We start from the raw sequence: 17,712 nt of genomic DNA on the forward strand, positions 1-17,712 counted from the left end.
GCCCCTCAGATCACGCCGCCATTGGCGCGGATGATTTGCCCGTTGACCCAGCCACTGTCCGGCCCGGCCAGGAACGACACGACGCCGGCAATGTCGTCGGGCTGGCCGAGCCGGCCGAGCGGGATCATCTTGGCCGTGGCCTCGATCTGCGCCGCGCTCTTGCCGTCCATGAACAGCGCGGTCTCGACCGGGCCGGGCGCCACGGCGTTGACGGTGATGCGCCGAGCGCCGAGCTCCTTGGCCAGGATATGCGTCATCGCTTCGACCGCCGCTTTGGTGGCGGCATAGACGCCGTAGCCCGGCTGGTAGAGGCCGACGACGCTGCTGGAGAAATTGACGATGCGGCCACCGTCGCGAAGGCGTTTCGCGCCCTCGCGCATGCCCCGGAACACGCCGCCGAGATTGACCGTGATCTGCGCGTCGAAGGACGCATCGTCGGTCTGCGCGATCGGCGACAGCTTCATGATGCCGGCATTGTTGACAAGGATATCGACGCCGCCGAACACCCTCTCGCCGGCATCGAAAAGGGTGGCGATGCCCGTGGGATCGGCGATATCGGCCTGCACGGCGATCGCCTTGCCGCCTTCGGCTTCGATCGTGCCGACGACCGCTTCGGCCTCGGCACGGCCCCGTGCATAATTGACAACGACGGCGAAACCGTCGCGGGCAAGCCGCCGCGCGATCGCCGCACCAATGCCCTTGGACGCGCCAGTCACGATCGCGGTTCTGATTGGATTAGATGTCATGGAAGTCTCTCCGTATTGCTGGTGACACGGATATAGACGCAGCCATCTGCCGGATAATCAGCCGTCTCTTGACATCACTATTCGGAAATTGCGAACAAAGAGCATGGATCGCCTGGACACGATGCGGCTCTTCGTTCGCGTGCTTGAGCGGCGCAGTTTCACCGCTGCCGCCGCCGATCTCGGCCTGCCGCGCTCAACCGCGACGGAAGCGATCCGCCGGCTCGAAGAACATCTCGGCGCACGGCTATTGGAGCGGACGACGCGGCAGGTGAACGCCACGCAGGACGGCGGGGCCTATTACCGGCGCTGCCTGTCGATCCTGGCCGAGATCGAGGACGCGGAAGCCGCCTTCCGCAAGGCCGAACCCTTCGGCCTGCTGCGCATCGACGCCAGCACGCTGCTCACCCGCACCTTCCTGTTGCCGCGCCTGCCGGAGTTTCTTGCACGCTACCCCCGCATCGACCTGCAGATCGGCCAGAGCGACCGGCTGGTCGACCTCGTGCGCGAAGGCGTCGATTGCGTCATCCGTGTGGGCGAGCCGCCCGACAGCGGCATGATCATGCGGCGACTGGGGATGATCCGCGAGATGACCTGCGCCAGTCCCGCCTATCTCTCTCGCCACGGCATACCCGCCTCCCCCGAGGCGCTCGACGGCCATCAGGCGATTGGCTTCGTCTCGTCGCGTACCGGCGAGGTGCTGCCCTTCGAATTCACCGTCAACGGCAAGACCCACGAGATCAGGCTGCCGGGCCGCGTCGCCGCCAACAATTCCGACACCGCCGCCGACCTGGCGCGGCTCGGCCTCGGCCTCATCCAGGCGCCGCGCTATCGCTTCGAGAAGGATCTTGCTCAGGGCATGCTGGTCGAAGTGCTGGCCGACTACCCGCCCTCGCCGACGCCGCTGTCGGCGCTCTACCCGCAGAACCGCCAGCTCTCGCCGCGCCTGCGCGTCTTCCTCGATTGGGCGGCGCGCATCTTCGCCGAGGCGAACCTGTAGGAATCTCGCCGCCATCGACCCCATCGCGACGAAACCGTAGGTATTGAAGCAAAATGGCAGTATTCTGCGCAGTCTGGGGTCTCGGGGCAAAGGGATGGATTTCAGCACGGGCCATGGCTACCTCCTCATCGGCGGCCTTATCCTGGTCGGCGCCGGGCTGCTCATCCTGTCGCTGATCGTCAATCTTCGCGTTGCCCACAGCGTGCGCCACGACGTGCGCCATCGCGAAAAGCTGCTCGAATATTATCGCAACATCTTTTCACAGCTGGGCGTGATCCTGATCGGTATCGGCGTGTCGCTGTTCATCTTCTTCTTCCAGCAGAACTATCAGGACCAGCGCCGACGCGAGACGGAACTGCAGCAGGTTCTCGCCAAACTCGCCGCGCGCATTGCCCGCGGCGCGCCGGTCATGCAGTCGCTGGAGGAATTCGACGAGTTGCTGGATGAAGGCGGGCCTTATCTCAGCCCTCAACTCGGCGGCAACAACACCGCGGTCAGTCTTCACGGGACAGAGCTCGGCAAACAGGCGGCCAGGATCCTGCTGGTCGAGCGCGACGTCGATCTCGCGGACTTCGAGGTGCTGAACCTGTCGCGCGATTTCGAATCCTCTTTTGTCGTCAACGAGCTCGATTCCAGGCTGTGGTTCGACATCGTGCGCGACGAGAGCGAGATCAAATACGCCACCACCCAGCTCGCCCTCGACTACAAGGACCTGCGGGACACGATCGGCGGCGATCCGGCGGAGGCAGCGGTCGCCGACCCGGAAAAGGAGCGCCGGGTCAAGCAGGAGGTGCTCGACATCTTCTACGATGCCGATCTGCTGCGCCAGCGCTCCAGGCAGCATCTGGCTCGCGCGTGCTGGCTGTTCAGCCAAGGGCGCGGCTTCGTCGGCGCGGCCCCCGTCAATGCGATCGAGGCCGATGCCAGGTCGCACCAGGAATGGCTCGACCGCTCAAGATCGGTGCTATCACAGTCGAAGTCGGGCAGCGGCGACTGCTTCAAACTGCTCCGCTACGGCCAGGGGTCGTGAGGTGTGAACGAGCGGGCAAGGTCCGCTGCTCTGGTGACAGCGCCAAACACTTTCAAAGACTGGGTTGGCGCCGGAAGCGGACTGTCCGTTTCCGACGCCGCCGGTTACCCCGCGTTGCTAAGTTGGAATTCGTCGCTAAGCGCGCGCTCGTTGGGATCGATCGAACCCAAATTCTTCACAACCCGGAATCGACCGCCCTGCGCCTGCGCGATGTACATGTTCATGCGAACATGATGCTGGCCGGGGACCATTTCGGCCGGACCACCCGGTCCCTGGCTGATGCGGGCGTGATCGAGAGCCCGGATGACCCCGTCCCGCTCGGCACTGCCCGCTTCCTTCACCGCCGCTTCCCACATCTTGATCGCCCGGTAGTGCCCGGTGCATCCGCTGCCCGCGGTCAGGGTAGCCCCACCAGGGTACCGCTCACCGTAGCGGCGCAACAGCGCGCGACCGAACGGTTCGTCGAGTTCCTGGTAGTAGTCGAGGCAGCTGTAGAGGCCTTCGATCTGATCGGACGGCACCAGATTGAAGAAGTTCTCGTCGAAGTAGGTGCAGACGATCTTGCCGCCGCGTTTGCCGAAACCGGCCTTGTGCAGTTCTTCGAGGAACGGCGTCAGGCCCGGCGGGACGATGGTGTTGAAGACCACGTCGGTGCCGCTCGCCATGATCTGCTGCACCGTCCGCCGGAAATCGACGGTGTCCAGCGGAAAATACTCCTCGCCGACGATCTCGCCGCCATTGGCGCGCACCGCCCGGCTCGCCGCCTTGTTCAGCAAATGGGGCCAGATGTAATCGGCCGACGGCAAATAGAACCGTTTCGCGCCGGTGCTGTTCATGAGCCATGGTATCAGCGGCTCGACCTGCTGGGCGGGTACGGGCCCGGTGCAGAAGATCAGGGGATCGTTTTCCTGTCCCTCATACTGCTCGGTGTAGATGTAGAGCGTCCTGCCCCGGGTGACCGCCTCGCTCTTGATGGCCAGGCGGGTCGAACTGTAGATGCCGCCGACGACCACGTCGACCTTGTCGACGTCGACGAGTTTCGCGGCCTTTGCCTTGGCAACGCTGTCTGTGGTCTCGCCATCCTCGATGACGAGTTCCACTGGCCGGCCGAGGAGGCCGCCTTTGGCGTTGATGTCGTCGACAAGCATGGTGGTGAGGTTCGCATTTGCAACGCCCATGAAAGACAATGGGCCGGTGAGTTCGGCGATAAGACCGATCTTGATGGGTTTCGGATCCATTTGATTTCTCCAAATCTGGGGTTCGTCGGGCACGCGCCGCCGCCGAGCGGCAGGCGGCGCTCAATGCGGGGCTTCAGGCCTCGTAGTGGCCGAGCAGCAGCGCCGCCTGCGGCTTGCCGACATGGCCGGCTTCCTGCAGGATCGCTGGCACCTCCGGATCGGACACGAAATTCTTCCAGCCCTCGGCGTCCCAGTCGAAGATCGCCCAGACGCGGTCGGGCTCGCTGGGGTCGCGGAAGACGGTCGCGCCGTTCGAGCCGTGCAGCCGGCGCTTGTCTGCGCCCTTGGTCGAAAAGATACGGATGAAGTGGTCGATATCAGCCACTTTGGTGGTTGCGAGAAGCATCTGATTTCCTCCTGTCGGTCGCGGTCACCATTGAACCGTCGACAGGACTACGATGCGCGCCCCGGAGCGGGCGCACATGGGGTGGATTCCCTATGCTTGCGTTTCGCCTGGTCGGACAAGGCCGTGCTCGACCGCGTAGAGCGCGGCCGCGGCACGGGTGGTCACGCCGATCTTGGAATAGACGCTTTGAATATGGTGGTCCGCGGTCTTGGGCGAGATATCCAACTTTTTGGCCACTTCCTTCGCCGTGAGCCCGGCGGCGATCAGGCGCAGCACCTCGATCTCGCGCGGCGTCATGCCGGCCAGCGCTTGCGGCACGGCTCGCCGCGATGGCTGCCCGGCGAAGGACAATACGGCCTCGGCGGCGTCGGGGCAGATACAGCCGTCACGCACGGCGGCGCGCAGCTGCGCCGCGGCCGCCTCGCTGGACAGCGCCTTGCGGTGCGGACGTTCTTCTCGCGACGTCTGGAAGGCTTCGGCAGCGGCCAGGATCCTTGCCGCCGGGGACAGGTCCGAGCCGCCGACCTTGCGGTGATAGCCGGAGCCATCCAGGCGCTCGTGATGGCGAAGCACGAGCGCGGCCATCGCCTCGCCCTCGCGACCGAACGAGGCCAGGGCCCGCTCGCCGTAATAGGCGTGCAGTTGTGCGGCGTCGCGTTCGCGCACCGACAGCGGACCGTTGCGCATCCAGGTCGCCACCGGCACCACCAGTTCGCCAATGTCGTGGATGCAGCCCGACCAGCGCAGCGCGCGAACGTCAAGGTCGGGCAGCCCGATCCGTTTGCCCGCACCCATGGCCAGTTCCGACACCATCCTCGAATGGCCCTGCGTAAACGGCATGCGCATGTCGATCATGTCGGCTATGGCCAGGAACGCCTCATCGCAAGCCCCCTCGTCCAGCGTCACCGGCGGATCCGGCTCGAGCGCCAGGATGGTTTCGCGGTCGACCGTCGCGCCGATGCCCTCCATCAGGACCGCCGCGTTGGCCGAGACGAGCCGGGCCAGATCCGCTTCGTATGGACCATCGCCGCGGCTGGCGACGGTTTCGGCCATCCCGTCGATGCCGACGGCATCGCTGAGCGCAATCGCATCCTGCGCCAATGTGATCAGGCGCACGGCGGGCAGGACATCCTCGCCACTCAGCCCGCGCGGCAGGCCCTTGCCGTCCCAGCGTTCGTAGATCTGCCCGAGATTGCGCCGGATCTCGTCGGACAGGCCGAGCCGCTCGCCGATCCGTTGCGCGACCTCGCAATGCGCGGTGAGCACCGGGCGCGCCACCGCGAGCGCCTGCGACATCGCGGCCTCGATCGCCCTGCCCTGCGCGTCAGGCTCGAGATCGTAGTAGAACCGCTTGAAGGCCTGCACGAAGACCCTGCCCAGTTCCGCACGATTGCCCATGTCGAGACCGACAAGATCCTGGCGCAGGGCGATCTCGTCGCCGAACGTGGCCGACAGAAGGTCCGTGTCGGCATTGCAGCCGACATAGCGCAGCATCGACTGATGGTAGGCGTTGCGCCGAACCTCATCGGAAACACCCGCAAGGTCGGCGATCCGCATTGCAAGCACGCAGGATTTCAGCGCGAAGTCGCGAGAATGGCCAGTGGCGAGGTCCGAGGCATAAGCCAGGACCATCATGAAGTCCGCCCGGCGTATCGAGACAGCTGTCATCGCACACCCCCAGTGATCCCTATGCTAGCCCCGTGCGCCGTCGATACCTAGGGGAAAAATCTCAAGCCCGATGTAGAAGAAACAGAGCGTTCTGTTTGGACCGGATGCGGTCTGGCAGCTTTACGCTGGGAATAGTCAGAAGTGGACGTTTAGGCATCCTGACTACATCGATTGTGCGAAGCGGACGAGAGAAACCCCGATCGCTAGGCATTCTTGAGGGCCGCGAAATGCGGCGCATTGTGGTCGGCAGGCGGGAATGGAAGCCGCCTCGCGCTAGCTTGACTGTTGAGCGCTTCCCGCGACGCGTCCGACGCAGGCGCGGGAAGTCTCCGTGTCATGCCTGATCCATCCCGGGCTTACGCCTTCGCGGCGTTCCGTGCAGCCTCGAATACATCGCGCGCAGAGGTCGTCCCCGCTACGTGCTCCGTACCCGCAATGCCGAGGTCCATCCAACCTGCATTCACGGCCTCAAACATTTCTTCGGCAGGTCCGGAGCGGCCCTTCGGGATGCCGAATTGCTCGAACGCTTCCGGCCCTATACGGGACGAGACGCTGATTGCCCGCCCGCTGGGCCTGTTGCGCATGGTCAACGCTGCCAGTCCCGCCTATCTGGCGCGCTATGGCGTCCCTCGATCGCTGGAGGATCTCCAGCGTCAGGAACATCGGACAATTCATTTTTCGACGATGCTGGGCGCAAGACCCCATGGATGGGAGTATCCGGACGGCGACAGCTACGCGACGCTTCAGTTGCCAGGTGCGCTACACGTCAACAGCGCTCAGACCTACGAAGCCGCCGCCCTCGCCGGCCTTGGCCTGATTCAGGCTCCACTCTTGGGGGTTGGCCAATACTTGGAGAGTGGAGCGCTGGTGGAGATCATACCCGATTTTCGTCGCCGAGCGCTCGCCGTGTCCCTCGTCGTGGCACATCGCAGCAACCTGTCGCGTCGAGTCCGCGCATTCATGAAATGGATCGAAGATGTGCTGACACCGTATCTGGAATAGAAAGACGCAGCTTTCCGGTGATGAGCCCGACCGCGTGAACGTCGACGCCGCCCGTTCCCCCTAGTCACCCACACGCCGCAGCGTGCCCAGATGATTGTCGTCGAGGAAGCCTATAGTGATGGCCGACGCCTTGCCGTCGGGGCCGAGGACGAAGCTCACGCTGGTTGGCCTGTCCGGTGTCTCGGCATCGGGGAAGGTGAGAAAAAGATCACCGTCGTAATGCGCCAGGGAATAGGACCGGGCGCCGGCCGGGCCGACCTTGAGCACAAGGCCGTCTCCGGCACTCGCCACGACAGCATTGCCGAAGAAGTCGTTGGCGTAGCGGCCGGCATAGGCACTTGCCGGCCTGGCTGGCCTTGCCGGAGATGGCGGCGCGGCATAGGTGGCCTTGGCCGCCGCGACCGCCGGGCCGAACATTCCGGCATAGATATCGTCCCATGCCTTGACCCAGTCCTTCTGGACCGAACCCTCGAAGACCAGGTCGGCAAAACTGTCGGACAGCCCTTCCGGCACGCCTGTCGGGAAGGCGTTGGCGACGATGACGATGCCAAGCTTCTCCTGCGGGAAGATCGTCACCAGCGTGCGTGCGCCGACGCTGAAGGCACCCGCATGGCCCCAGCTCAAGCCATGCCGGCCGAATTCGACATTCCAGCCGAGGCCGTAGAAGGACGCGCCACCGGAGACAGGGTTCTTGCCGCGCGTCATCAGGGGCACATGCGTCTGATCGAGCGCATCGGCCGCTATCAGCGTCTTGCCGGCATAGACCCCGTTGCCGAGGATGAGGCGCACCCATTGCGAAAGATCGCGCGCGGTCGAGCTGACGCCGCCCGCGGGCGCCTGCGCATCCGGATTGCGCTCTATCTTGGCGGCCCAGGCGCCATCGACCTTGATGTGCAGCGCGGCACGATCGGCGTGCTTGACGAAGTCCGAATGACGGGAACTGGTCGAGGCCATGCCAAGCGGTCGGTAGAGCTTCTCCTCGGCGACCTCCTCCCAGGACTTGCCTGTCGGCATGGCGGCCGCGACGGCGCCCTCGGTCAATCCGAAATTGCTGTAGGAGTAGCCGGCACGGAAGCTCGACGATGGCGGCACGAACCGCAGGCGATGCAGGATTTCGGCGCGGTCGTAGCCTATGTCCTCGAGGTCGTCTCCGGCGGTTCCGGGCAGTCCACTGCGGTGCGAAAACAGGTCGCGGACGGTGAGTTGGCTGGTCGGATAGGGATCGGCCAGCCGGAAGGCCGGATCGAGGTCGGCGATCTTCGAATCCCAGGACACGATCCCGTCGCTGACCAGCGCCGCCACGACGGTGGCGGAGACCGGCTTGGAAAGCGAGGCGATCTGGAACACCGTGTCGGCGTCGACCGCCTCCGGCTTGCCGGCCTGGCGATGGCCGAAACCCTTCAGGAAGATCACGTCATCGTCGTGCACCACCGCGATGGCGAGACCGGGCACCCCGCCGCCCGCGACGGCGCCTTGGGCGAGCGCTTCGAGCTTCGACAAGGCGACAGCGATGCGCTCCGGCGTAATGGCGTCGGCCGACGCAGCACGCGGCCAAAGCGCCAGCACGGCGATGCAGAGCCAGATTCGCCAGTGGCAGAGGTTCCGTTCCAGCCGCACGTCCGAGCCTCCTCTCCTGCATTAACCTGGCTATGATACAGGCCGGTGCAACCGAGGCCAATGCCTGCCGCCTCACGGTCCACCTTCGTCGCAATCGACCATCACCACGATTTCAGGCAATCTGACTGATGAAGGCGCGCCATGGGGAGATGGAGCGCCGCCAGGGAGGACTGACATGACCGGCTTGCCACGCTACGAGGACGCCGTCGCGGCCTTTCGCATCGAGGATGAGATCGCCAGGCTTGACGGCGACCCGGCGACTGGCATCAACGCCTATGTCGAATGCTGCGGCCGCCATACCGGTGAGAACCGGCTGGCGCTGCGCGCGATCTCGGCCGGCGGCGAACTCCGGCTGTTCAGCTTCGACGACCTCGCCGATATGTCGGGCCGCGTCGCCAACCTGCTCAAGGATGCAGGCGTGGGTCCCGGCGATGTCGTCGCCGGCATGCTGCCGCGCATTCCCGAACTCGTCGCGCTCATCCTAGCCACCTGGCGCATCGGCGCTGTCTACCAGCCGCTGTTCACCGCCTTCGGCCCGAAGGCGATCGAGCACCGCCTCGGCTACAGCGGCGCCAAGCTGGTGGTGACCAATCCGGCCAATCGCGGCAAGCTCGACGAGATCGAGAACTGCCCGCCGATCGCCACCATTCTTGGTGCTGGCGATGCCTTGCCCCAGGGCGACATCGACTTCCGCGCCGCGCTTGCCTCTGCCTCCCCCGATTGCGAACCCGTCATGCGCAAGGGCGACGACCTGTTCATGATGATGTCGACTTCAGGCACGACGGGCCTGCCCAAGGGCGTGCCGGTGCCGCTCAGCGCGCTGCTGGCCTTCGGCGCCTACATGCGCGATGCGATCGGACTGCGCCCCGACGACGTCTTCTGGAACATCGCCGATCCCGGCTGGGCCTATGGCCTTTACTACGCCATCACAGGCCCGCTGCTGCTCGGCATCGCCACAACCTTCAATGAAGGCGCCTTCGCCGCCGGAAGCACCTATGAAATCATCGAGCGGCTCGGCGTCACCAGCCTTGCCGGCTCGCCCACCGCCTTCCGCCTGCTGCTCGCCGAAGGGCCTGTAGCTGCCGCCCCCATCAAGGGACGGCTGCGGGTGGTGAGCAGCGCCGGCGAGCCGCTCAACCCGGAAGTGATCCGCTGGTTCGACGCCCATCTCGCCGCCCCTATCCACGACCATTACGGCCAGACCGAAAACGGCATGATGGTCAACAACCACCATGGGCTTTCGCATCCCGTGCGCGCGGGCTCTGCCGGCTTTGCCATGCCGGGCTATCGCATGGTGGTGCTGGACGACGAAGGCAACGAGCTCGGCCCCAACCAGCCCGGCATCCTCGCCGTCGACATCGCCAACTCGCCGCTGCGCTGGTTCGACGGCTACCACCAGGCCGAGACGCCGGCGATCGCGGGCGGCTATTACCGCACCGGCGACACGGTGGAATACGAGCCGGACGGCTCGGTCTCCTTCATCGGCCGCGCCGACGATGTCATCACCTCGTCGGGGTACCGCATCGGCCCCTTCGATGTCGAAAGCGCGCTCATCGAACATCCCGCGGTCAACGAGGCGGCGGTGGTCGGCGTGCCCGACCCGCAGCGCACCGAGATCGTCAAGGCCTTCGTCATCCTGGCGCCCGCCTATCAGGGTAGCCCGGAACTGGCCGAGGAACTGGCGCAACACGTCCGCAAGCGGCTTTCGGCCCACGCCTATCCGCGCGAAATCGATTTCGTCGCGGAATTGCCGAAGACGCCGAGCGGCAAGATCCAGCGGTTCCTGCTGCGGAAGGCGGAGGTGGAGAAGCGGAAGGGGTAGCGGGGCCGCATATGCCGGCCCAACTCGGGCGACGTCGGCGGAGCGCCGCGTGCCCTGTTGCAGATCGGTTCTATTTTACCGCTATCACCCTGCCCGCCGCATCGAGGCGACAGCCGACTTGCGCTTGCCGGATTTCGATGCCACCGCGTCCCGCATAGTCTATTCGCACTTGGATCGGCGCCGTCAGCGCACCCCCACGTCGACGCAAGGCACCTGCGCTGACCGCGCGGACACGGACGGCGCCAAGCGGCTTGGCGGCGGATAGGATCGCCGCGCGACAGGCTTGCACGACCGCGACGGGCGTGCCGGGTTTCGCTTTCAGTGCTTCCAGGGGTGCAAAGGGATATCCCCTGGTGAGGTCGCCCTGGCCGGCTCTGGAAGGCCTGAGGACGGGCGGCAGGGCGATCGATGGCCTGGCGGTCCTGGCAGTGGCGGTCGTGGCAGTGGCCGTCGCGGCAGATCCAGTGCCCGTCGCGGCAGAACCCGTGCCCGTCGCGGCAGAACCACTGGCTGCCGTGGCGGCCGAACCGCTGGCAGCGGCCGCCGATCCGTTTCCGGCGGATGGATCGGTGCCCAGGCCGACACCTGTCGAAAGGCCTCCGCCTGTGGAGCCAATGTTACCGCCGGCACTGACGCCTACGTTGCCTGCGCCGACCGAGGCGCCGACATTTGCTCCGCCGACACCGCCTACGCTCGCGCCCACCCCTACGGATGCGCCTTGCGAACCGGCGCTCACTCCGGCGCCTATCCCGACGCCGCCGACTTTACCGCCTAAACCCGCATCGAGAGCCGAGGCAGGCCCGATCGCGATGCCGATCGTCAACGCGGCCACGAAGTATTTTTTCAATGTCATCCTCCCTGCGCCGTGCATTTCGCTCACCTGTCTTTCACTGCGAAAGTGGTCGGGTTGGCAGCAATGCGGGGGGAAGAGCGAAGGTTGCCATCATGACAGGCTGCGGCGGCTTTGGACCCTTCACCTTGCGTTTTTTCAGCACGCCCGGCTTACGGGCTGCAACCGGGCGCGACGGTGAACTTGCGAGCGCGGTCTTGGAGGCACCTGCTTTAGGCGCACGCACCGCGGCCGCGGTCCGACGTTTTTCCTTCATACTGTCGATCTTGGCGCTGTCGATTTCCTCGCGCGCGGCGCTGAGACTGCGTGCCAGGCCGTTGGCTCTTTCGCGCTCCTGTTCGAGCGCCGCGCTCAAATCCATCGAGCTCTGCTTCAGGGTGTCGCGTTCCTTGCGGGCGATGTCGAGGTCACGCATGGCTGAATCTGCTCGCTGACGTTCCAGTTCGAGCGCTTTGCGAGCCTGGTTTGAAGAGGCATCGGCCTGTTGTCGGTCCTTCACGGCCTTGGCCTGGTCCACAACGGCCAGATTTGCGCCTGCCTTGAGCGCATCGATCGTCTGACGGGCCGTGGCGAGTTCCTGTTCCATAAGCCCGACCTTATGGCGCTCCTCATCCAGCGCCTGCTTCGCGGCGGCGTCGGCCTGTTGCCGGTCTTTCACGGCCTCGGCCTGCTGCGCCACAGACAGATTTGCCGCTGTCTTGAGAGCATCGATCGTCTGACGAGCCGTGGCGAGTTCCTGTTCCAGCAGCCCGACCTTATGGCTTTGCTCATCAAGCGCCTGCTTCGTGGCAGCCTGGGAGCCATCCCCGGAGGGAGGCGCTTCAGGCATAGAGGCTTTCTTGCTGTCCCAGAGGCTGGCTTCCGCCCTGAAATCTTCGATGGCACGCTGCGCCGTCTCCAGATTGAGCGTGAGCGCTGCGTCCGTCTGCTGTTGCGCTTTCAGGGCCTGCGCTTGCCTGGCCAACTCGGCCCGAGCCGCGGCCAGTTCGCGGCGCAAGGCCTGCTCACCCTCGTCTTTCGCGATATCGGTGCGGTTCGAAACCGCGACCGGCGAACGGCCATTGGCCGCGGCAGTTGCGGACGCATCGGGCGCCAGCTGGCTGTTTGCCGGAGACGCAAACAGCAGAATGAGGAGTGACGAAACGAGGGGCAGCACGGCGTTACGCCCGCTGCCACATATCCCGTGAAGCAAAATCGAAGGCGGTCGTTCGGTAAAGGTGAAGTCAAAGCGCAGACATTTGGACCTGGTACCCTGCAAATGATTCATCACTTGACTCCACCTGGCGCGACCCTCACCGCGATCGTATTCTCCACTTAGTTCGAGCCACGGCGCTGGGATGCCGCGTCACCTGGACGCTACCTCCTATTTCCCTGCTTGTTGTCATTCGAACGAACGAATGAAGCTTTCCCCTGCTCCATGCGGCAAAGACGGCTCTGTCTGAATCAGCAACGGCGATGCACCGGCGGGCGGTCCAAAAGAGGCTTGGCCGTCCGGACCCGCGCGGGGAGCAAACGAACTCTGGAGTGGTCGAGCGCAAAACCTTGACTGCGCGCGCGCGCCAGCCTCTTGTGCCCACAGGTTCGGCCGGCAAGGGAGGTGCCCACCATGGAAAAGATCATCCTGGACTGCGACCCCGGGCATGATGACGCGATCGCCATCCTGCTCGCGGCCGGAAACCCCAAGATCGATCTCCTCGGCATCACCACCGTTTCGGGCAACCACAATGTCGACAACACCACGCGTAACGCGCTTTCCGTGTGCACCGCCTATGGCATCAAGGTGCCTGTGGCGAAGGGCTCTCCCGGCCCGCTCATCATCGATCAGGTGCTGGCCGTCGAGATCCACGGAGATACCGGGCTCGACGGCCCGGTGCTGCCGCCCGCCTCGTTCGAGCTCGACAAGCGGCATGCCGTCGACTTCATCATCGACACGGTCATGGCGCATGAGCCGAAGACGGTGACGCTGGTGCCGGTCGGTCCCTACACCAACATCGCGCTCGCCGTGCGCAAGGACCCGCGCATCGTCGAACGGGTGAAGCGGGTCGTCGCGATGGGCGGCAGTTTTACGCGGGGCAACATCACGCCCGCGGCGGAGTTCAACGTCTATGCCGACCCGGAGGCCGCCGACGTGGTGTTCCGCGCCGATTGGGACGTCACCATGGTCGGGCTCGACCTCACGCACCAGGCACTGGCCACACCGGACCTGCAGGACCGCGTGCGCGCCATAGGCGGCCCGATGGCAAGGTTCATCCTCGATATCTGGGCGTTCATAGCGACCACGCATGGCGGCCTGCTGCAGATCGAGTATCCCGCCATCCATGACGCCTGCTGCGTCGCGGCCATGATCGACCCGACCATCTTCATCACCGAGAGGGCCGACATCCGCGTCGAAATCGCCGGCCGCTGGACCAAGGGCATGACGGTCTGCAATTTCGAGAAAATGGGCGGCATGCGCCATTTCGGCGGCACGGCGAGCGAGCAGACCGACTTCCGCCACACCGTGGCGATGAAGCTGGACCACGCGAAGTTTTGCGACCTGATCGTGGATGCGCTGGAGCGGCTGACCAGGCAGAAGGCGTGAGCCAAGCCGTATCCCTACGATCTGGTCCGTAAGCCATTCCTTCAATGCGCCACGCCATCCGAAGCGTGCAGCAGCCTCCACGTCGAGCCTAGATGACCGTGGAACTGCGAAACATACCGCTCCGCGGCGATATCCTCCAGCCCGTCATCGACCAGCGCCTCGATGCTTCGCTGCATCAGGGCGAGTTGCATCCGCCTGGCGTGTTCCAGATTGGCCTCTCGCATGATTTCCGTCACGTGATAGGCGACCACGGGCTGGCCGAGGCAGGACATGAGCGCGTTGGCCTCGGCTGTTACAGCGGTCACTGCGTCTTCGATCTTGATTCTGGCGATCCTCATCAAGAATGATGCTGACGCCTCCCCGCAAGGCGACGGTGGTCCGTCGCTTCTTCTTTGATTTCAGCCTGCCGCACGACCGAGAGTGGCGCGCCAAGCTTGCAACTACTGTCTTCCCCGGCCTCTTGAGCAGCCTCGTTTGGCCTAAAAACAGTATCCATCAAATTTGATTCAAAGGCGACCGGATAGTTAATCGATGGTTAATGGCAGCGCTTGCCATGCCTCCCCGATCAGGATGTTTCGCCTCGGCGTTTTCTGCCGCGCAATAGCCGCAAAGCTGCCCGATGGCTGCCTGGCCTGTTGATCCGCCACGAAGAAAGGTTCTGTCATGCGGTTGGTCTGGACGGTCATGTTTGCCCTTGCGAGCAGTGCTGCCTTCGCCGCCTCGCCCGAGGACGATTATATAGCCGCGCGCGACAAGGCGATTGCCGACATCGCGGCGATGGAGAGCACGAACGCACCGGTGGAGACGCTCGATGCGGCCAATGAAAAGGCCCGCGCCGATCTCGAAAAGCGGCTTTCCGCCCTGCTCGGGCCTTTCACGGTCAAGGATTTCCCGGCCGCCGGCAAGATCAACATCGAAAGCCTCAGTTCCTCCGATGTCGGCTTCGGCATGCTGGACGGGCTGCGCCACGGCACCGAGGATGGTCCCAGCATCGTAGCCTCGACGCGCGGGCTGGTCGAGCACTGGCTTAAGTCGCGCGCCGCCGAGACGGACGCCGATCTCAAACTGCCCACCAGCTTCGACGCGGCGCTGAAGCTCGATGCCTTCTACACCCAAGCCATCGGCAGCGACGCCGCCTTCACCGGCACGCTCGACTTCGCGCTGAAGAAGCCTGACGGCGCCGACATGGTGATCGCCCGCCTCGGCGGCTGGGCACAGGATATCGGACCGAACTCCGACCAGGAGGTCGTCGTCACGGTCGTCAAGGGCAACAGCGTCCTGATCGCCGAAGCGCCCGCGACACCGCCCGTCCCCAAGATCGCGGCCTGCGACGCGGCGTGGACCGCCGCCGACGCCGCCGCCCAGAAACTCGCCAAGCAGGCCACCGACGACAGCGACGAAAACACATCCGACGCCGCCAACGCCGCCTGGACGAAAGGCGACAACGACTTCCGCGCCTGCATGGGCAAGAGCCTGCCGGATACCCCGGCCTACCCGGCGCTACTTGCGCAGGCGCAGGCGCTGGCGGATCACATGGCGGGGAAGTAGGCGCAACGCTGACGCTGCCGATCTCCCCCCTCGTGGGGGAGATGCCCGGCGGGGCAGAGGGGGGCGCTGACCCGCCGACGTCTCATAGCGTTGGATTGCTGTACCCTTTGGAAGAAGCGGTCACCGCTGAGCCCAGCAAATAGGCAAGGCCGAGTTCCTTCACGCCCCCCTCTGGCCTGCCGGCCATCTCCCCCACGAGGGGGGAGATCGATAGTCTCGCCCGCAGGCGCCCTCTTGTCGCCTTCGCATCCCACCACCATATCGTCGGCGCGCTGGCACACTGAACGCAGTTGCCAGCACCGCAAAAAATGGTTGAAAGGAAAGTCCCGAACGCGCCCGGCGCGGCGTGCGGATGAACAGCATGGGAAAATCTAGATGACGACGGACACGAAAGCGACGGAAACCAGGGCATTCGAGGCGGATGTTTCGCGGCTGCTGCACATGATGGTGCATTCGGTCTATTCCGATAAGGACGTGTTCCTGCGCGAGCTGATCTCCAACGCCGCCGACGCTTGCGAGAAGCTGCGTTTCGAAGCCGTCAGCCACCCCGAATTGCTGGGCGACGATCCCAAGCCGCGCATTTCGATTTCGGCCGATCCGGACAACAAAGAGATCACCGTCGAGGACAATGGCATCGGCATGAGCCGCGACGACATGGCCGAGGCGCTGGGCACGATCGCCCGCTCGGGCACGCGCGCCTTCATCGAGCGCGTCGGCTCAGGCACGGAGGACACGCAACTCATCGGCCAGTTCGGCGTCGGCTTCTATTCCGCCTTCATGGTGGCCGACCGCGTCGATGTCATCAGCCGCCTCGCCGGAAGCGAGGAAGCCTGGCGCTGGTCGTCCGACGGCAAGGGTTCGTATGAGATCGCGCCGGCCCCTCTTGAAGCCGCACCGAAGCGAGGCACCCGCGTCGTGCTGCATCTGATGGACGACGCCGTATCCTACACCGGCTCCTACCGGCTGGAGCAGCTGGCCAAGTCGCAATCGGGCCATGTACCGGTGCCGATCACGCTCGTCGAAAAGCCAGGCGCCGAGGCGCGCGACATCGCCGACGGCACGGCACTCTGGGTGCGGCCGAAGAGCGAGATCAAGCCCGAGGAATACACCGATTTCTACCGCAGCGTCGCCGGCCAGTATGACGAGCCGGCCGCCACCATCCATTTCCGCGCCGAGGGCCGGCAGGAATACTCGGTGCTCGCCTTCGTGCCGGGCTCGCGGCCGTTCGATCTGTTCGACCAGGACCGCAAGGGCCGCATGAAGCTCTATGTGCGCCGCGTCTTCATCACCGACGATGCCGACCTTCTGCCGCGCTATCTGCGCTTCGTGCGTGGGCTGGTCGATTCCGCCGACCTGCCGCTCAACGTCTCGCGCGAGATGATCCAGGAAAGCCCGCTGCTGGCCTCCATCCGCAAGGGCCTGACCAACCGCGTGCTCGGCGACCTCGCCAAGCTGGCCGAGAACGAGGCCGAGGCCTATGCCAAGATTTGGGAGAATTTCGGCGTCGTCCTGAAGGAAGGGCTCTACGAGGATTATGAGCGGCGCGAGCAATTGCTGAGGCTCGCCCGCTTCCATTCGACCGCCTCGGGCGAAGGCTGGCGCGGCCTTGCCGACTATGTCGCGGCGATGAAGGAAGGCCAGAAGGCGATCTTCTTCATGGCCGGCGACGACCGCGCCCGGCTCGAAGCCTCGCCGCAGCTCGAAGGGTTCAAGGCGCGCGGCATCGAGGTGCTGCTCTTGACCGACCCCGTCGACAGTTTCTGGGTGACGATGGCGCCGGACTTCGACGGCAAGCCGTTCAAGTCGGTGACGCAAGGCGTCGCCGAACTGTCCGACATCCCGCTGCTCGACGACGCCAAGAAGCCGGATGTGACGGCAGCGCCCGAGGTCGACGGCTTCCTGGCCTTCGTCAAATCGGCGCTTGGCGATGCCGTCTCGGATGTGAAGGCCTCCGACCGCCTGACCGAGAGCGCCGTCTGCCTGGTCGCTCCGGAGCATGGTCCCGACCGGCAGTTCGAGCGGCTGATGAACGCCGCCGGCCGCCTCGACAAGGCGGCCAAGCCCATCCTGGAGATCAATCCACGCCATGAGCGCGTGCTGGCGCTGGCCGGCCTCGGCGACGAGGACCAGGCCTTCAAGGACGACGCGGCCCATCTTCTCTACGACGAGGCGCGCGTGCTCGACGGCGACAAGCCGGCCGACGCCAGGGCATTCTCCGAGCGCCTGGCACGGCTGATCGCACGCGGCATCGCGAAGGGCTGAGCTTC

General features: G+C 65.0%; 16 protein-coding genes. 7 read left to right on the plus strand and 9 right to left on the minus strand.

Annotated features, from left to right (window positions below; all coding sequences use genetic code 11):
- Positions 1 to 5: 5 nt before the first annotated feature.
- Positions 6 to 746: an SDR family oxidoreductase gene (locus ACLGL5_RS29435; RefSeq protein WP_064981915.1), complete on the minus strand. Its 741-nt coding sequence runs from the start codon at positions 744 to 746 to the stop codon at positions 6 to 8.
- Between the two features lie 103 nt (positions 747 to 849).
- Between ACLGL5_RS29435 and ACLGL5_RS29440 the strand changes: the two genes are divergently transcribed.
- Both ACLGL5_RS29440 and ACLGL5_RS29445 read left to right on the plus strand, forming a co-directional pair.
- Positions 850 to 1,743: a LysR family transcriptional regulator gene (locus ACLGL5_RS29440; RefSeq protein WP_064981916.1), complete on the plus strand. Its 894-nt coding sequence runs from the start codon at positions 850 to 852 to the stop codon at positions 1,741 to 1,743.
- A 94-nt stretch (positions 1,744 to 1,837) separates the two neighbouring features.
- Entirely contained in the window at positions 1,838 to 2,773 is a 936-nt protein-coding gene (locus ACLGL5_RS29445) for a hypothetical protein (RefSeq protein WP_064981918.1), read from the plus strand.
- Between the two features lie 104 nt (positions 2,774 to 2,877).
- Here the strand turns inward: ACLGL5_RS29445 and ACLGL5_RS29450 are convergent, their stop codons facing one another.
- The 3 genes from ACLGL5_RS29450 to ACLGL5_RS29460 all read right to left on the minus strand — a co-directional run bounded on the left by ACLGL5_RS29450 (position 2,878) and on the right by ACLGL5_RS29460 (position 6,025).
- Positions 2,878 to 4,044 (minus strand): substrate-binding protein, encoded by a 1,167-nt coding sequence (locus ACLGL5_RS29450; RefSeq protein WP_245307189.1) that lies wholly within the window; start codon positions 4,042 to 4,044, stop codon positions 2,878 to 2,880.
- A 40-nt stretch (positions 4,045 to 4,084) separates the two neighbouring features.
- Positions 4,085 to 4,357: a hypothetical protein gene (locus ACLGL5_RS29455; RefSeq protein WP_010910579.1), complete on the minus strand. Its 273-nt coding sequence runs from the start codon at positions 4,355 to 4,357 to the stop codon at positions 4,085 to 4,087.
- A 90-nt stretch (positions 4,358 to 4,447) separates the two neighbouring features.
- Positions 4,448 to 6,025 carry an HD domain-containing phosphohydrolase gene (locus tag ACLGL5_RS29460; protein ID WP_038648126.1) on the minus strand — a complete coding sequence of 526 codons (1,578 nt, stop codon included), beginning with the start codon at positions 6,023 to 6,025 and terminating at the stop codon, positions 4,448 to 4,450.
- 507 nt (positions 6,026 to 6,532) lie between these two features.
- Here ACLGL5_RS29460 and ACLGL5_RS29465 point away from each other — a divergent pair.
- A complete protein-coding gene (locus tag ACLGL5_RS29465) occupies positions 6,533 to 7,027 on the plus strand; it encodes a LysR substrate-binding domain-containing protein (protein WP_081295941.1) in 495 nt (164 codons plus the stop codon).
- A 60-nt stretch (positions 7,028 to 7,087) separates the two neighbouring features.
- Here ACLGL5_RS29465 and ACLGL5_RS29470 read toward each other — a convergent pair whose 3' ends face one another.
- The gene (locus ACLGL5_RS29470) at positions 7,088 to 8,644 is read right to left on the minus strand and encodes a serine hydrolase (protein ID WP_064981924.1); all 1,557 of its coding nucleotides are present in this window, start codon (positions 8,642 to 8,644) and stop codon (positions 7,088 to 7,090) included.
- 175 nt (positions 8,645 to 8,819) lie between these two features.
- Here ACLGL5_RS29470 and ACLGL5_RS29475 point away from each other — a divergent pair, with 175 nt between their 5' ends.
- Entirely contained in the window at positions 8,820 to 10,466 is a 1,647-nt protein-coding gene (locus ACLGL5_RS29475; RefSeq protein ID WP_064981925.1) for an acyl-CoA synthetase, read from the plus strand.
- Between the two features lie 70 nt (positions 10,467 to 10,536).
- Here ACLGL5_RS29475 and ACLGL5_RS29480 read toward each other — a convergent pair whose 3' ends face one another.
- Together ACLGL5_RS29480 and ACLGL5_RS29485 are read right to left on the minus strand one after the other, a co-directional pair.
- Positions 10,537 to 11,313, minus strand: coding sequence for a hypothetical protein (locus ACLGL5_RS29480; RefSeq protein ID WP_069093472.1), 777 nt, complete (start codon positions 11,311 to 11,313; stop codon positions 10,537 to 10,539).
- Between the two features lie 40 nt (positions 11,314 to 11,353).
- Positions 11,354 to 12,583 carry a hypothetical protein gene (locus ACLGL5_RS29485; RefSeq protein WP_141700958.1) on the minus strand — a complete coding sequence of 410 codons (1,230 nt, stop codon included), beginning with the start codon at positions 12,581 to 12,583 and terminating at the stop codon, positions 11,354 to 11,356.
- 339 nt (positions 12,584 to 12,922) lie between these two features.
- On the opposite strand from ACLGL5_RS29485, the gene ACLGL5_RS29490 reads away from it, so the two are divergent.
- On the plus strand, positions 12,923 to 13,897 hold the full coding sequence (locus ACLGL5_RS29490; RefSeq protein WP_069092645.1) for a nucleoside hydrolase: 975 nt from the start codon (positions 12,923 to 12,925) through the stop codon (positions 13,895 to 13,897).
- Positions 13,898 to 13,938: 41 nt separating this feature from the next.
- Here ACLGL5_RS29490 and ACLGL5_RS29495 read toward each other — a convergent pair whose 3' ends face one another.
- Entirely contained in the window at positions 13,939 to 14,235 is a 297-nt protein-coding gene (locus ACLGL5_RS29495) for a hypothetical protein (RefSeq protein ID WP_069092646.1), read from the minus strand.
- A 186-nt stretch (positions 14,236 to 14,421) separates the two neighbouring features.
- Positions 14,422 to 14,583: a hypothetical protein gene (locus ACLGL5_RS29500; protein ID WP_167470471.1), complete on the minus strand. Its 162-nt coding sequence runs from the start codon at positions 14,581 to 14,583 to the stop codon at positions 14,422 to 14,424.
- Between ACLGL5_RS29500 and ACLGL5_RS29505 the strand changes: the two genes are divergently transcribed.
- Together ACLGL5_RS29505 and htpG are read left to right on the plus strand one after the other, a co-directional pair.
- Complete coding sequence (locus tag ACLGL5_RS29505) at positions 14,582 to 15,445, plus strand: hypothetical protein (protein WP_245307193.1); 864 nt, start codon at positions 14,582 to 14,584, stop codon at positions 15,443 to 15,445. The two genes, ACLGL5_RS29500 and ACLGL5_RS29505, sit on opposite strands and share 2 nt — an antisense overlap.
- Before the next feature lie 375 nt (positions 15,446 to 15,820).
- Positions 15,821 to 17,707 carry a molecular chaperone HtpG gene (htpG, locus tag ACLGL5_RS29510; RefSeq protein WP_069092648.1) on the plus strand — a complete coding sequence of 629 codons (1,887 nt, stop codon included), beginning with the start codon at positions 15,821 to 15,823 and terminating at the stop codon, positions 17,705 to 17,707.
- Positions 17,708 to 17,712: the final 5 nt, after the last annotated feature.

It is taken from the genome of Mesorhizobium sp. U510 (genome assembly GCF_059180695.1).

Excerpts from the sequence above, each read along its gene's own strand:
- ACLGL5_RS29440 (WP_064981916.1), top strand. The coding sequence starts at position 850 with ATGGATCGCCTGGACACGATGCGGCTCTTCGTTCGCGTGCTTGAGCGG.
- ACLGL5_RS29490 (WP_069092645.1), top strand. The coding sequence starts at position 12,923 with ATGGAAAAGATCATCCTGGACTGCGACCCCGGGCATGATGACGCGATC.
- ACLGL5_RS29500 (WP_167470471.1), bottom strand. The coding sequence starts at position 14,583 with ATGACCGTCCAGACCAACCGCATGACAGAACCTTTCTTCGTGGCGGAT.
- htpG (WP_069092648.1), top strand. The coding sequence starts at position 15,821 with ATGACGACGGACACGAAAGCGACGGAAACCAGGGCATTCGAGGCGGAT.
- ACLGL5_RS29505 (WP_245307193.1), top strand. The coding sequence starts at position 14,582 with ATGTTTGCCCTTGCGAGCAGTGCTGCCTTCGCCGCCTCGCCCGAGGAC.
- ACLGL5_RS29435 (WP_064981915.1), bottom strand. The coding sequence starts at position 746 with ATGACATCTAATCCAATCAGAACCGCGATCGTGACTGGCGCGTCCAAG.
- ACLGL5_RS29475 (WP_064981925.1), top strand. The coding sequence starts at position 8,820 with ATGACCGGCTTGCCACGCTACGAGGACGCCGTCGCGGCCTTTCGCATC.
- ACLGL5_RS29485 (WP_141700958.1), bottom strand. The coding sequence starts at position 12,583 with ATGAATCATTTGCAGGGTACCAGGTCCAAATGTCTGCGCTTTGACTTC.
- ACLGL5_RS29455 (WP_010910579.1), bottom strand. The coding sequence starts at position 4,357 with ATGCTTCTCGCAACCACCAAAGTGGCTGATATCGACCACTTCATCCGT.
- ACLGL5_RS29460 (WP_038648126.1), bottom strand. The coding sequence starts at position 6,025 with ATGACAGCTGTCTCGATACGCCGGGCGGACTTCATGATGGTCCTGGCT.
- ACLGL5_RS29465 (WP_081295941.1), top strand. The coding sequence starts at position 6,533 with ATGCCGAATTGCTCGAACGCTTCCGGCCCTATACGGGACGAGACGCTG.
- ACLGL5_RS29495 (WP_069092646.1), bottom strand. The coding sequence starts at position 14,235 with ATGAGGATCGCCAGAATCAAGATCGAAGACGCAGTGACCGCTGTAACA.
- ACLGL5_RS29445 (WP_064981918.1), top strand. The coding sequence starts at position 1,838 with ATGGATTTCAGCACGGGCCATGGCTACCTCCTCATCGGCGGCCTTATC.